Origin of the sequence: Amycolatopsis thermoflava N1165, from assembly GCF_000473265.1 — a bacterium.
GTDB lineage: Bacteria > Actinomycetota > Actinomycetes > Mycobacteriales > Pseudonocardiaceae > Amycolatopsis_E > Amycolatopsis_E thermoflava.
Genome location: NZ_KI421511.1, coordinates 8,254,062 through 8,267,909, shown reverse-complemented (window position 1 = coordinate 8,267,909; position 13,848 = coordinate 8,254,062). Strand labels below are relative to the sequence as shown.

The 13,848-nt window shown below is 72.8% G+C and carries 11 protein-coding genes and 1 pseudogene; 7 read left to right on the top strand and 5 right to left on the bottom strand.

Annotated features, from left to right (window positions below; translation table 11 throughout):
- Positions 1-3: 3 nt before the first annotated feature.
- On the top strand, positions 4-804 hold the full coding sequence (locus AMYTH_RS0141145) for a DUF692 domain-containing protein (RefSeq protein WP_228685177.1): 801 nt from the start codon (positions 4-6) through the stop codon (positions 802-804).
- A gap of 150 nt (positions 805-954) precedes the next feature.
- Complete coding sequence (locus tag AMYTH_RS0141130; RefSeq protein ID WP_027935128.1) at positions 955-1,287, top strand: hypothetical protein; 333 nt, start codon at positions 955-957, stop codon at positions 1,285-1,287.
- A 24-nt stretch (positions 1,288-1,311) separates the two neighbouring features.
- Here the strand turns inward: AMYTH_RS0141130 and AMYTH_RS0141125 are convergent, their stop codons facing one another.
- The 5 genes from AMYTH_RS0141125 to hemE form a co-directional block, all read right to left on the bottom strand.
- A complete protein-coding gene (locus tag AMYTH_RS0141125; RefSeq protein WP_027935127.1) occupies positions 1,312-2,040 on the bottom strand; it encodes an SDR family NAD(P)-dependent oxidoreductase in 729 nt (242 codons plus the stop codon).
- Between the two features lie 86 nt (positions 2,041-2,126).
- A complete protein-coding gene (locus tag AMYTH_RS0141120; RefSeq protein WP_027935126.1) occupies positions 2,127-3,446 on the bottom strand; it encodes a CoA transferase in 1,320 nt (439 codons plus the stop codon).
- On the bottom strand, positions 3,447-4,139 hold the full coding sequence (hemQ, locus tag AMYTH_RS0141115; protein WP_017983668.1) for a hydrogen peroxide-dependent heme synthase: 693 nt from the start codon (positions 4,137-4,139) through the stop codon (positions 3,447-3,449).
- Positions 4,140-4,172: 33 nt separating this feature from the next.
- The gene (gene hemG, locus AMYTH_RS0141110) at positions 4,173-5,540 is read right to left on the bottom strand and encodes a protoporphyrinogen oxidase (protein ID WP_027935125.1); all 1,368 of its coding nucleotides are present in this window, start codon (positions 5,538-5,540) and stop codon (positions 4,173-4,175) included.
- On the bottom strand, positions 5,540-6,619 hold the full coding sequence (hemE, locus tag AMYTH_RS0141105) for a uroporphyrinogen decarboxylase (protein WP_027935124.1): 1,080 nt from the start codon (positions 6,617-6,619) through the stop codon (positions 5,540-5,542). Before hemE ends, hemG begins: the two co-directional genes overlap by 1 nt.
- Before the next feature lie 87 nt (positions 6,620-6,706).
- On the opposite strand from hemE, the gene AMYTH_RS0141100 reads away from it, so the two are divergent.
- The 5 genes and pseudogenes from AMYTH_RS0141100 to AMYTH_RS0141080 all read left to right on the top strand — a co-directional run bounded on the left by AMYTH_RS0141100 (position 6,707) and on the right by AMYTH_RS0141080 (position 13,773).
- Positions 6,707-7,270, top strand: coding sequence for a DUF3000 domain-containing protein (locus AMYTH_RS0141100; protein WP_027935123.1), 564 nt, complete (start codon positions 6,707-6,709; stop codon positions 7,268-7,270).
- A gap of 512 nt (positions 7,271-7,782) precedes the next feature.
- A pseudogene (locus AMYTH_RS46555) lies at positions 7,783-8,500 on the top strand (response regulator).
- Positions 8,501-8,591: 91 nt separating this feature from the next.
- Positions 8,592-9,815: a ribonuclease D gene (locus AMYTH_RS0141090; protein ID WP_027935122.1), complete on the top strand. Its 1,224-nt coding sequence runs from the start codon at positions 8,592-8,594 to the stop codon at positions 9,813-9,815.
- Between the two features lie 662 nt (positions 9,816-10,477).
- Positions 10,478-11,668, top strand: a complete 1,191-nt coding sequence (locus AMYTH_RS0141085; RefSeq protein ID WP_027935121.1) for a thiolase family protein — start codon at positions 10,478-10,480, stop codon at positions 11,666-11,668.
- A complete protein-coding gene (locus tag AMYTH_RS0141080) occupies positions 11,665-13,773 on the top strand; it encodes a 3-hydroxyacyl-CoA dehydrogenase NAD-binding domain-containing protein (protein WP_027935120.1) in 2,109 nt (702 codons plus the stop codon). The genes AMYTH_RS0141085 and AMYTH_RS0141080 overlap by 4 nt, the downstream gene beginning before the upstream one ends.
- Positions 13,774-13,848 lie beyond the last annotated feature (75 nt).

Genomic DNA, 13,848 nt, shown 5'->3' with positions numbered 1-13,848 from the left:
GCGGTGGCGGTTGACCGGCTGGGCGTCGGCATCGGGTGGCGGCCGGAGATCGACCTGTCCATCGCGCGGCTGCCGGGTGTGGAGTGGGTCGAGGTGATCGCGGAGAACCTGCACCCGGGTCGCCTGCCCGCGGCGCTGGTGGAGCTGCGGGAGCGGGGGCTGCCGGTGTTGCCGCACGCGGTGTCGCTGTCTCTGGGCGGGGCGGAGCCGCTGGAAACGCGGCGGGTGGAGCACCTCGCGGCGGTCGCGGACGAGCTGGACGCGCCGCTGGCCAGCGACCACGTGTGCTTCGTGCGCGCGGGCGGGCTGGACGCGGGGCACCTGGTGCCCCTGCCCCGTACGCGGGAGGCGCTGGACGTGCTGGTCGAGAACGTGCGGCTGGCGCAGTCGATCGTCGGCAGGCCGTTCGCGCTGGAGAACATCGCCGCGTTGCTGGAGTGGCCGGACGCCGAGATGAGCGAGGCGGCGTTCCTGGCCGAGCTGACGTCGCGGACCGGGTGCCTGCTGATCGTGGACGTGGCGAACCTGTATGCGAACGCGCGGAACCTGGGCGCGGACCCGGTGGAGTTCCTGGCGGAGGTGCCGTTGGAGCGGGTGGCGTACGTGCACGTCGCCGGGGGCGTCGAGGCCGACGGCATCTACCACGACACGCACACCCACCCGGTGCTGCCGGAGGTGCTCGACCTGCTGACCGAGTTGCGGCGCCGGACGGAGCCACCCGGGGCACTCCTGGAACGCGACGGCGCCTACCCACCGGACGACGAGCTGGCCGCGGAACTGGCCGCGATCCGGGAGCGCCTGTGAGCGGCCGGGAAGACCTCGCCGCCCGCCACGCCGGACTGCCGCACACCCTGCCGGCCGCGGACCGGGACCGCCTGTGAACGGCCGGGAAGACCTCGCCGCCCGCCACGCCGGACTGCCGCACACCCTGCCGGCCGCGGACCAGGACCGCCTGTGAGCAGCCGAGAAGACCTCGCGGCGCGGCAGGCCGAGCTGCTGCGCGCCCTGCTGGCAGGCGGACCTCCCCCGGCGGGCTTCGACTCCGGCCGGGTGGCCGCCGAGGTGCTCGCCCTGCGGGCGAAGCGCCGCAACATCGTCGCCGATCTGAGGCCCGACCTGTTCCGCACGCTCGGCGACCGGTTCCGCCCCCTGTTCGACGCCTACGCCGAGGCCACCCCCCGCACCGACGGCACCGGCTACCGCCAGGACGCCGCGAACTTCGCCGCCTGGCTCGCCGACCGGGGCGAACTCCCCCGGCGGCGCTGGTGGTCCCGCTTCACCCGCTGACCAGCTCCCCGCGCCAGCCCCCGGCTAGTGCGCCGTGATGCCGCCGTCGACGACGATCTCCGCGCCCGTGACGAAGGACGACTCGTCGGAGGCGAGGAACAGGATCGCCGCGGCGATCTCGTCCGGTGTGCCCGCCCGTTTCATCGGGGTGCGCTGGATGTCGGCCTGCTCGTCGCCCTCGGCGTCGAGGATGTCCTGGATCATCGGTGTCGCGATGACGCCGGGGTGCACGGAGTTGACCCGCACCCCTCTCGTCGCGTACTCGACGGCCGCCGTCTTGGTCAGCAGCCGCACCGCGCCCTTCGAGGCGTGGTAGGCCGCGGCCGACCCGCCGCCGATGATGCCGAGGATCGAGGACACGTTGACCACCGACGCGTTCCCGCTCGCGCGCAGCAACGGCATCGCGGTCTTCATGCCCAGCCAGGTGCCCTTCTGGTTCACCGCGATCACCCGGTCCCAGCCGGCCTCGGCGGTGTCCTCGATGCCCGGCCAGTCCACGATTCCCGCGACGTTGACGAGCACGTCCAGCCGGCCGAAGCGCTCCGTCGTCCTGGCCAGAGCGGTCTGCCAGTCCCGCGCCGAGGAGACGTCGAGGTGCACGCGCAGCGCGTCCTCCCGCTCCGGCCCGCTCCCGGTGACATCACCCAGCACCAGCCGCGCCCCCTCCCGGGCGAACAGGGCCGCCGTGGCCGCCCCGATCCCACCCGACGCGCCCGTGATCAACGCGACCTTGCCGTCCAGCCGTCCCGGCATCCCGCTCCCTCCTATCGCTGCCATCACCTCCCGATCCTGCGGCGACCGGAGCGGGCCAACCAGGGTGCGTTACTCCCAGGACGGCGCTACAGCCACTCCGCGGCCGACCTCCCCGGCAGCGGCGGCCCCGCAGTCCACATCGGCCGCGGCACCATCCCACCCGGACAAGTCACATGCCGCACCAAGCCGAACCCGCTCCCGGTCTCGGCAAGGAACTCCGAGAAGTCCACAGTGGATCCACCCGGCACCCGGCCCAGTCCGTCGAGCCACCGCCCGGTCCGGGCCAGCGCCAGGCGCACCCGCCGGCTCCCGCCCTCGGCCGCCCGCTTCCGCAGGGCGATCATCGTCGCCGCGGCGGCCAGCCAGCCCGTCGCATGGTCCAGCGCCTGCACGGGCAACGGCCGCGGTTCCTCGGCGTTCCAGGCGATTCCCGACGCCATCTGCACCAGGCTGTCGAACCCGCGCCGTCCCCGCCACGGGCCCTCCCAGCCCCACGCGTTCAGCTCCACCAGCACGATCCCGGGCCGCGCCGCCGCCAGCCGCTCCGCCGTGAACCCCAGCCCGGCCAGCGCCCCCGGCCGGAAGGACTGCAACACGACATCCGCCGAACCGATCAGGCGCCACAACGCGGAACGCCCGGCTTCGGTGCGCAAGTCCAGGTGCGCCGAGCGCTTGCCCATCCCGGTGTCGATCACCAGCGGGTGCACGACCGGCAGGTGCGCGGCCCCGATGTGCAGGACGTCCGCGCCGTGCGCGGCCAGCACCCGGCCGGCGACCGGGCCGGCGATCACGTGCGTCAGGTCCAGCACCCGCACTCCGCCCAGCGGCCGTGGCGACTCCGGCAACGGCCGCGCCGGGGCCGTCCCCACCAGTTCCTGCACCACGAGCGGGCCGTCCAGCGCCCGCCCCATCGGGCTGTCCAGCCACTCCTCGCGGGTGCGCATCGCGGCCGCCGCCCCGCCCGAGGCGACCACGGCCTCCTGCAGGTCCCAGGCGTCCCGGGTGGCAACCGCCGACACCACCGCCGCGCGGTCCTCCGGAACCCCGAGCGCGCGGCACACCGCCGCCGCGTGGTGGGGATAGTTGCAGTGCAGCCGGACCCAGCCGTCGGCCGCGCGGTAGTCGCCGGACAGCGGCGCCCACGCGTCCCCGGGCGGCTCGCCGTCCACCCGCACCAGCTTCTCGCTGGAGAACGCTGCCGCGGCGTGCCGCGTGTCGACCGACACCGCACCGGGGTCGATTCCGCGCAGCCGCAACAACTCCGCGGCGGCCAGGGTGGCCGCGGCGACGCTCGTCGACGCGGCCGCCGCCACCCGGTACGGCCCCGGCAACACCGATTCCGGGCCGGTGAACTCGACCGGGCCCGGCGCCTCACCGGTCAGGTCGCGCCACAGCGCGCCGAACACCTACGGCAGGTTCAGGATCAGCTCGGCCGGAACGACCTTCGTGCCGGTGTAGAACGGGATCTCCTCCCGCACGTGGCGCCGCGCCTCGGTACCGCGCAGGTGCCGCATCAGGTCGACGATGCGGTGCAGCTCGTCGGCCTCGAACGCGAGGATCCACTCGTAGTCGCCCAGCGCGAACGACGCCACCGTGTTCGCGCGCACGTCCGGGTAGTCGCGGGCCTCCTTGCCATGGTCGGCGAGCATCTTGCGGCGCTCGGCGTCCGGCAGCAGGTACCACTCGTAGGAACGGACGAACGGGTACACGCAGACGTACTTGCGCGCCTCCTCCCCGGCCAGGAAGGCGGGGATGTGGCTGCGGTTGAACTCCGCGGGGCGGTGCAGCGCGAACTGGCTCCACACCGGCGTCGACACCCGGCCCAGCGGGGTGCGGCGGAACCCGGTGTAGGCGGCCTGCACCTGCTCCGGGGTCTCGGCGTGCCACCAGATCATGTAGTCGGCGTCGGCCCGCAGCCCGGCGACGTCGTAGACGCCGCGCACCACGACCCCCTTGCCCTCCAGGGCGTCGAGGTACTCGGTGGTCTCGGTCGCGGCCTGGCCGCGATCCTCGGGGAGCCGCCCCGGCTCGACCCGGAACACCGACCAGGCGGTGTAGCGGATGGTGTCGTTGAGCTCCTGATAGTTCAGCCGCGCCATGCCCCCATCTTGGCACTGCGCGGAAACCCGCTGCTAGCGCACCAGCTGTGAGGTGATGCGGGTCGCGGCCGCGGTGGCCGTCGCGATGCACGCCGGCACCCCGACGCCGTGCAGGGCGGCCCCGGCCAGCGCCAGCCCGGGCAACTCGGCGACGGCCCGCTCGGCGCGCTCGACCAGGTCGAGGTGGCCCGGCCCGTACTGCGGCAGCCCGCCGCCCCAGCGGGTCACCACGACGTCGATCGGCTCGGCCGTGATCCCGGTCAGCTCGGCGAGGTCGTCGCGCACCAGGCGGACGAGGTCGTCGTCGTCGCGGTGCAGCGCGCCGGGCTCGCGGAAGCGGCCGACCGAGCCGCGGACCAGCACCGGACCGGTGTCCAGGTGCGGCCACTTGCGGGTGGAGAAGGTGAAGGCCTTCGCGGCGAACGGCTCGCCGTCGGCACGGCGTTCCCGCGCCCCGATCAGCACGCCGGACGCGTCCGGCAGCTCGGTGCCCGGCGGCAGGGCCATCGCCACGACCGCCATGGAGGCCAGCTCGACCTCTCCGAGCGCCGACGACGCGGCCGGCGCGACACCGTCGAGCAGCTTGCGGGCCGCCGGCGCGGGCACCGCGAGCAGGACGGCGTCGGCGTCGATCAGCTCGTCGCCGATCTCCAGCTGCCAGCCGCTCTCCCGCCGCCGCAGCGCGGTGACCGGCCGTCCGAGGCGGATGTCCGGCTTGGCCAGCTCGACGAGCCGGTCGACGAGCGTGCCGAGCCCGCCGGGCAGGGTGCCGAACACCGGCGCGCTGCTGGGCGTGGCGGGGATCAGTGAGGCCGCGGCCGCGGTCAGCGAGGGCGCGCCGCGATCGATCGCGGTGGCCAGGGCGGGGACGGTGGCGCGCAGGCCGAGACCGTCGGCGCCGCCCGCGTAGACGCCGCCGAGCAGCGGGTCGACCAGCCGGTCCACGAGTTCGTCGCCGAAGCGCTCGCGCAGCAGGGCGCCCAGCGCGGTGTCGGACTCCAGTGTCACCGGGGGCAGGTCCGGCTCGGCGGCCACGCGCGCCCGGCCCGCGTCCGAGAGCACCTCCGCGACGGCGTCCGGCGAGCCAGGGATGCCCATCAGCGTCCGGCCGGGCAGCGGGGCGACGCGGCCGCCCGCCCGCACGGTCGAGCGGGCCTTCCCCGGGTGGACCAGCTCCAGCCCCAGCTCGGCTGCCAGTCCCACGCCTTCCGGGCGGCGGGCGAGGAAGGCCTCCGCGCCCACGTCGTAGCGCACGCCCGCGACCTCGGCGGTGCGCAGCTTGCCGCCGAGGCTGTCCGTGGCCTCGACGAGGGTGATCGCCGCGCCGTCGCCGAGCGCGCCGCGCAGCCGGTACGCCGCGACCGCGCCCGACACGCCCCCGCCGACGACCACGACGTGCATCAGCCCTCCAGGCTGTGGACGAGCTCGACGACGCGGGCCAGCACGTCGGGATCGGTGCCGGGGGGCACGCCGTGGCCGAGGTTGAAGATGTGCCCGGCGGCGGCGCGGCCCTCCGCGGCGATGCGGCGCACCTCGGCCTCGATCACCGGCCAGGACGCCTGCAGCAGCGCCGGGTCCAGGTTGCCCTGCACGACCGGCGCGGGCTCGCCGTGTGCGGTCAGCCGCCGCACGGCCTCGTCCAGCGGGACGCGCCAGTCGACGCCGACCACGTCGGCCCCGGCCTCGCGCATGGCGGTCAGCAGCTCGCCGGTGCCGACGCCGAAGTGGATCCGCGGCACGTCCAGGTCCGCGACCGCGCCGAGCACGCGCGCCGAATGCGGCAGCACGAACTCGCGGTACTCGCGCAGCGTCAGCGCGCCGGCCCAGGAGTCGAACAGCTGCACCGCGTCGGCGCCGGCTTCGATCTGGCCGCGCAGGAAGGTCACCGCGATGTCGGCCAGCCGTCCGGCCAGGTCGTGCCACACCTCCGGCTCGGAGCGCATGAGGGCCTTGGTGCGCTCGAAGGTGCGGCTGGGACCGCCCTCGATGAGATAGGAGGCGAGCGTGAACGGCGCGCCGGCGAACCCGATCAGGGGGGTCTGGCCCAGCCGCTCGACCAGCAGCCGGGCGCCGTCCAGCACCGGCTCCAGCCGCGCCGGGTCCAGCGCGGGCAGGCGGCGGATCGCCGCGGCGTCGCGCACCGGCTCGGCCACCACCGGACCGGTGCCGGGCACGATGTCGACGTCGATGCCGGCGGCCACCAGCGGGACGACGATGTCGCTGTAGAAGACGGCGGCGTCCACGCCGAGGCGGCGGACCGGCTGGAGCGTGATCTCGGCGATCATCTCCGGGTCGAAGCACGCCTTGAGCATCGGCACGCCCTCGCGCAGCGCGCGGTACTCGGGCAGCGAGCGGCCTGCCTGGCGCATGAACCAGACGGGCAGCCGCGCGGGACGACGGCCGCGGGCGGCGGCCAGGAAGGGGGACCCGGCGAGGTCCCGGCGGGCCGTGTGTGGCCGCGACTGCGCAGTAGTGGACATCGTCAACCATGGTGCCACGCGGGCCCGGGGCCCCTTCCCTCGGCGCGTCTGCCGCCAGGTGCCCGTTCGCCGTCCTACAGTCGGGCTGTGACCGCGATGACGCATGCGCCCGAGATGTTCCGTGAAGCTGTCGCGGCGTTGCAAGCGATCCGGCCCCGGCCGGAGATGACCCTCGAACCCGTGCGCGCGCCGCAGCGCCTGGCCCCGTGGTCCTACGCGCTCAGCTGCGACGCGACGGGCCCGGCGGACGTGACGGCGACCGGCCGCCTGGTGCTGCTGCACGACCCGGAGGGCCCGGAGTCCTGGGACGGGGTGCTGCGGATGGTCGTCTACGTGCGCGCGGAGATCGACCGGGAACTGGCCAGCGACCCGTTCCTGCCCGCGGTCGGCTGGTCGTGGCTCACCGACGCGCTGGAGACCTCGGGCGCGTCCTTCACCGCGCTGGGGGGCACGGTCACCGAGACCTCGTCGGCGCGGTTCGGCGACATCAGCGGGCCCGCCCGCACGGACGACCTGGAGCTGCGGGCGTCGTGGACGCCGTCGGACCAGCACCTGCGCCCGCACGGCGAGGCGTTCTGCCAGCTGATGTCGAGCGTGGCCGGGCTGCCGCCGGTCGGGGTGTCGCTGTTCGGCCACCGCCAGAGCGGCTGAACGACCCCGCGACGCGCCGAGTGTGACGTAGACCTCACTCCGCGGCCCGCGGCGGCGTCGATAGAGTTCGGTCCCGCGGCCTCCGATCGCCCCGGCGATCCCGGGCGGGGGCTCTCCGCAGATCCAGACGAGCCGCCTACGCTGCGCAAAGAGTTCACATCCGTCGATCTGATGACGCGACTGGTCCAACCGGTGAACACCGTAGAACACAGTTCGTGAGCAGATGCACGGTCCGTATGCACGCGCAGCAGCCTGCCCCCAAAAAGGTCATATCGCTGGCACTCTGCGACGCGTTAGCCACGGGCAGTTTATTACTCCGAACGTGGTACAACGATGCCAGCTAGTAACTACCCGATCGAGATAGATACCCGTTCGATCCCCCCGCGGAAGGCGATCGGCGGCTAGAGTGCCTCTTCGACGACACCACTTTCGGTCTAGAGCTGGCGCGGCTGATCGGCCGAAAGTACCCGGTGCCGGTCGGGGGGCACGACCGACTCCAGGGAGGTAGTGACGTGGCTGCCGTCGGCTTGTCGCAGGCCGTCAGATCCACGCCAGCCGGTGCTTTGCCGGCGAGCATGGTCCCGCACCCGCGGGAAGAGCTGTTTTCGGTGCTGGTGGTCGACGACCACCCGCTCCTGAGGGAGGCGATTGCCGCACGACTCGCACAGATGGGTGCGGGCACCGTACACGAAGCTGCCTCGGTAGCGGAGGCGAGGGCGCGGGCGACCGCGACGGGTCCGTGCGACCTGGCCATCCTTGACCTCGGGCTGCCGGACGGGAGCGGGATCGACCTGGTCACGGAACTCCGCAGCCAGGGCTGGCCCCGCATCGTGGTGCTCGCCTCGTCCGACGACCCGTATGCCGTGCGCTCGGCTTTCCAGGCCGGCGCCCAGGCGTATCTGCTGAAGTCGGCCTCGCCCATGGTGGTGACCGACGGGGTGCGCCGGGTGCTGGACGGCGGGGTGTACGCGGACCCGAGCGTGGCCCCGGTCCTGGCGACCGGCACGCGGGTGCCGGGCACCGACAACACGCCGCGGGAGCTGTCCGCGCGCGAGGTGGAGGTGCTGCAGCTGGTCGCCGACGGCCAGTCCAACAAGGAGATCGGCGAGGAGCTCAGCCTCGTCGGCGCTCACCGTCAAGTCGCACCTGTCCCGGATCGGGCGCAAGCTCGGCACCGGGGACCGGGCGCAGATGGTGGCGCTGGCGATGCGAGCCGGCGTCATCCGCTGATCCCCAGCCGATAACACGACCCAACGGACGGGCGTACCGGTGACGGTGCGCCCGTCCCGTAGGGTTGACCGACGTGGAAACCGCAGATCAAGTGCCTGATACCAGCGAACCGGACGTCCCGGTCACGCTCAAGGAGCCGGCCGACGGAACGCCGGACGTGGTGGCGGACGAGCCGGCGCTGGCGCGCGCCTGTGAACGGCTGGCGGCGGGCACGGGCGCGATCGCGGTGGACACCGAGCGCGCGTCCGGCTACCGCTACTGGCCCAAGGCCTACCTGGTGCAGTTGCGCCGGGAGGGCTCCGGCACGGTTCTCGTGGACCCCATCGCCCTGGAGGGCAGGCTGGGGCCGTTGCAGGACGTGCTGAACGGCGAGGAGTGGGTGCTGCACGCCGCCTCGCAGGACTTGCCGTGCCTGGCGGAGCTGGACCTGGTTCCGGGCAGCCTGTTCGACACCGAGCTGGCCGGGCGGCTGGCCGGCTACGAGCGGGTGGCGCTGGGCACCCTGGTGGAGAAGCTGCTGGGCTACCACCTGGAGAAGGGGCACAGCGCGGCCGACTGGTCGAAGCGGCCGCTGCCGGTGGACTGGCTCAACTACGCGGCGCTGGACGTCGAGCTGCTGATCCCGCTGCGGGAGAAGCTCGAGGCCGAGCTGGATGCCCAGGGCAAGCTGGACTGGGCGCGCCAGGAGTTCGAGGCCGTGCGGACCGCCCCGCAGCCCCCGCCGCGGACCGAGCCGTGGCGGCGCACGTCGGGGATCCACAAGGTCCGCACCGCGCGAGGCCTGGCGGCGGTGCGCGCGCTGTGGGAGGCCCGCGACGAGCTGGCCCGCAAGCGTGATCGCGCGCCGAGCCGGGTGCTGCCCGACAGCGCGATCGTGAACGCGGTGCTGGCGGAGCCGAAGTCCGTGGCCGAGCTGCAGGCGCTGCCGGTCTTCGGCGGCCGCGTCCAGCGGCGCTACACGGGCAACTGGTTCCGCCACCTCCAGGCGGCGCGCCAACTGCCGCGCGACCAGCTGCCCAACCCGGCACAACCGAACGACGGCCCTCCCCCGGCGAACCGATGGGCGGACAAGGACCCCGACGCGGCGGCTCGCCTGGCCGCGGCCCGTGCCGGCCTGGCGAAGATCGCCGAGCACCACCAGCTGCCGGTGGAGAACCTGCTGCTGCCGGACCTGTTGCGCCGCACCTGCTGGCGCCCGCCCGAGGACAGGACCCTCGAGGCCGTCTCGGCAGCGCTGGCCGCGGGTGGGGCACGCCCATGGCAGGTGGAGCTGACGGCACCGGTGCTGGTCGAGGCGTTGCAAGCGACTGCCTGAGCAAGGCAGCTTTTTCTGTCGACAACCGACAAACCGGAAGCCGGCAACGGAACAAGACCGACCACGCACCAGACCTCCCCCGCCCCCGATCCACAGCCGATCTTTAGTCGCCGACCAGGCGTGTCAAGGCACGCTTTCCCGCCTTGACACGCCTGCTCGGCGACTGAAACACAATCAGGCATCGGGGGCGGGGGTGGTCGGAAGGTGACCTTTCGGCGCGCCGTGAGGCGCACCGCCCGAAGGGCGGAAAAGATCAAAAGATAGTCCTCGCCGGACGGGCAGGCTCCGGGATGACAGAAAAGCACTTCACCTCACCTTGGCGAGGTGGTCGCTGGGTGGTCATCCCGTCGCCTTCCGGTTTGTGCATATCACCTTGAGCCAGGGCCGCAAGGTTGGCATGTTCGGCCGCCGGAGAGAGCCCGGGTTGCGGCCCTGGCTCAAGGTGATCGTCCAGTGTCAGGCGACGGGATGACCACCCAGCTACCTTGTGTTCAAAGATCAGCTCTCGCGGCGCTCGAAAAGGTGGTCCTACCCACCACACTGGTTACCCATCGGTAACCGGGGCTAGAGTGGCGTCATTACCGCCGGGTAACCGGCGGTCCCAGAGCTGACAGAGGGAGCACATCGTGGCTGCAACCCCCCTTGCGCCGACCGCGCGGGCGGTGCGCACCGTGGCCTTCGTCGAGGGGGTCCGCACCCCGTTCGGCAAGGCGGGTGACAAGGGCATCTACGCCAACACCAGGGCCGACGACCTCGTGGTCAAGGTCATCCGCGAACTGCTGCGCCGCCATCCGGAACTGCCGCCGGAGCGGGTCGACGACGTCGCCATCGCCGCCACGACCCAGACCGGCGACCAGGGCCTGACGATCGGCCGCACGGCCGCCCTCCTGGCCGGCCTGCCGCGGTCCGTTCCGGGCTACGCGATCGACCGCATGTGCGCCGGCGCGATGACCGCGGTCACCACGGTCGCGGGCGGCATCGGCTTCGGCGCCTACGACATCGCCATCGCGGGCGGTGTCGAGCACATGGGCCGCCACCCGATGGGCGAAGGGGTCGACCCCAACCCGCGCATCGTCGCCGACAAGCTCGTCGACCCGTCCGCGCTCGTCATGGGCCAGACCGCGGAGAACCTGCACGACCGCTTCCCGGCGATCACCAAGCGCCGCGCGGACGAGTACGCCGCGCAGAGCCAGGAGCGCTACGCCGACGCGGTCAAGGCCGGCAAGATCGGCCCCGAGCTCGTCCCGGTCGCGATCCGCTCCGAGCTGGGCTGGGGCCTGGCCACCGAGGACGAGCCGCCCCGCCCGGGCACCACCGTGGAAACCCTGGCCAACCTGAAGACCCCGTTCCGCCCGCACGGCCGGGTCACCGCAGGCAACGCCGCGGGCCTCAACGACGGCGCGACCGGCGCGATCCTCGCCGACGAGGAGACCGCCCGCGAGCTGGGCCTGCCCGTCGCGATGCGGATGGTCGGCTACTCCTTCGCCGGCGTCGACCCCGAGGTCATGGGCGTCGGCCCGGTGCCGGCCACCGAGAAGCTCCTCAAGCGGACCGGGCTGTCCATCGACGACATCGGCCTGTTCGAGATCAACGAGGCGTTCGCCGTGCAGGTCCTGGCCTTCCTGGACCACTTCGGCATCGAGCAGACCGACCCGCGCGTCAACCCGTGGGGCGGCGCGATCGCCTGCGGCCACCCGCTGGCCTCCTCCGGCGTGCGGCTGATGACCCAGCTGTCCCGCCAGTTCGCCGAGCACCCCGAGGTCCGCTACGGCATCACCACGATGTGCATCGGCCTCGGCATGGGCGGCACCGTGATCTGGGAGAACCCTGCGTACGACGGGAGTGACAAGTGACGTTCACGGTTGAGCAGGCCAAGGCCGCCTTCCCGGACGAGGTGGTCACCCGCGCCACCACGCGCCTGATCCGGGTCCCCGGCCTGGACAAGCAGGTCGCGCTGATCACGTTGGACAACGGGCACGACCACACCCGCCCGTCCACGTTCGGCCCGCAGGGCCTGGTGAGCCTGAACGCCGCGCTGGACGAGGCGTTCGCGGCGGAGCCGGCCGCCATCGCGGTCACCGGCAAGCCGTTCATCTTCGCGGTCGGCGCGGACCTGTCCGGCGTCGAGGCGATCAGCGACCCGAACCTGGCGCACGAGATCGCCGAGACCGGCCACGCGGTGTTCCGCCGCCTGACCGACTCGACGATCCCGACCTTCGCGTTCGTCAACGGCGCGGTCATGGGCGGCGGGCTCGAACTGGCCCTGTCCTGCCACTACCGCACGCTGTCGGAGTCCGCCGCGGCGATCTCGTTCCCCGAGGTGTTCCTCGGCCTGTTCCCGGGCTGGGGCGGCACGCAGCTGCTGCCGAACCTGATCGGGCCGGACGCCGCGGTCACCGTGATCATCGAGAACGCGCTGAACCAGAACAAGATGCTCAAGCCGGCGCAGGCCGCGCAGCTGGGCATCGTGGACGAGCTGCTGGGCAGCGCGGACTTCCTCGAGCAGTCCCTGCTGTGGCTGGCGAAGGTCGTCAACGGCCAGGTCACCCCGCAGCGCAAGGAGATCGACCGCGGCGCAGGCTGGGACGCGGCGATCGCCCGCGCCAAGGCCATCGTGGACGGCAAGACCAAGGGCGCGTCGCCGGGCGCGACCAAGGCCGTCGAGCTGCTCGAACTCGCCCGCGCGAACGACCTCGACGCCGGGTACGCGGCCGAGACGCAGGCGCTGGCGCAGCTGCTGATGGACGACACGCTGCGCGCCGGGCTGTACTCGTTCAACCTGGTCAACAAGCGGGCCAAGCGCCCGGCAGGCGCGCCGGACAAGTCGCTGGCACGCAAGGTGACCAAGGTCGGCGTGGTCGGCGCGGGCCTGATGGCGAGCCAGCTGGCGCTGCTGTTCGTGCGGCGCCTGAAGGTCCCGGTCGTGCTGACCGACGTGGACCAGGCGCGCGTCGACAAGGGCGTGTCCTATGTGCACGGTGAGATCGACAAGCTGCTCGGCAAGAAGCGGATCTCGCCGGACGAGGCGAACCGGCTCAAGGCGCTGGTCAGCGGCTCGCTGGACAAGGCCGCCTTCGCGGACGCGGACTTCGTGATCGAGGCCGTGTTCGAGGAGATGGGTGTCAAGCAGCAGGTCTTCGGCGACCTGGAGAACTACGTCAAGCCCGAGGCGATCCTGGCGACGAACACCTCGTCGCTGTCGGTGTCGGAGATGGCGTCGAAGCTGCAGCACCCGGAGCGGGTCGTCGGGTTCCACTTCTTCAACCCGGTGGCCGTGCTGCCGCTGCTGGAGATCGTGCGCGGCGAGCAGACCGACGACGCGGCGCTGGCGACGGCGTTCGCGGTCGGCAAGCAGCTGAAGAAGTCCAGCGTGCTGGTCTCCGACGCCCCGGCGTTCGTGGTGAACCGGCTGCTGCTGCGCTTCCTCGGCGAGGTGCTGACCGCGGTCGACGAGGGCACCCCGTTCGACGTGGCCGACCGGGCGCTGGAGCCGCTGGGCCTGCCGATGTCGCCGCTGACGCTGATGCAGCTGGTCGGCCCGGCGATCGCGCTGCACGTGGGCGAGACGCTGCACGGCGCGTTCCCGGACCGGTTCCCGGTGAGCGAGAACCTGAAGAAGTTCGTCGCGTCGGGCAAGACCGCGGTGTGGCAGTGGGACGACAAGGGCAACCCGAGCGTCGACCCGGAGGTCGCGGCGCTGTGGCAGCAGGGTGACCAGCCCTCGACCGCGGAGCAGCTGCGCGAGCGGGCGCTGGCCGCGATCGCCGAGGAGATCCGGATCATGCTCGACGAGGGCGTGGTCGCGGAAGCGCAGGACATCGACCTGTGCCTGATCCTCGGCGCGGGCTGGCCGTTCTGGCTCGGCGGCATCACGCCGTACCTGGACCGGACCGGCGTTTCGCAGAAGGTGACCGGCAAGCCGTTCCTGGCGCCGGGTGTGGCCTCGGTACCCGCGTAACCGCCGAACCTGACGGCCCCCTCGCGCGTCCTACCACCGCGCGAGGGGGCCTTTCCACGTCTGCGAGGTGCGGCC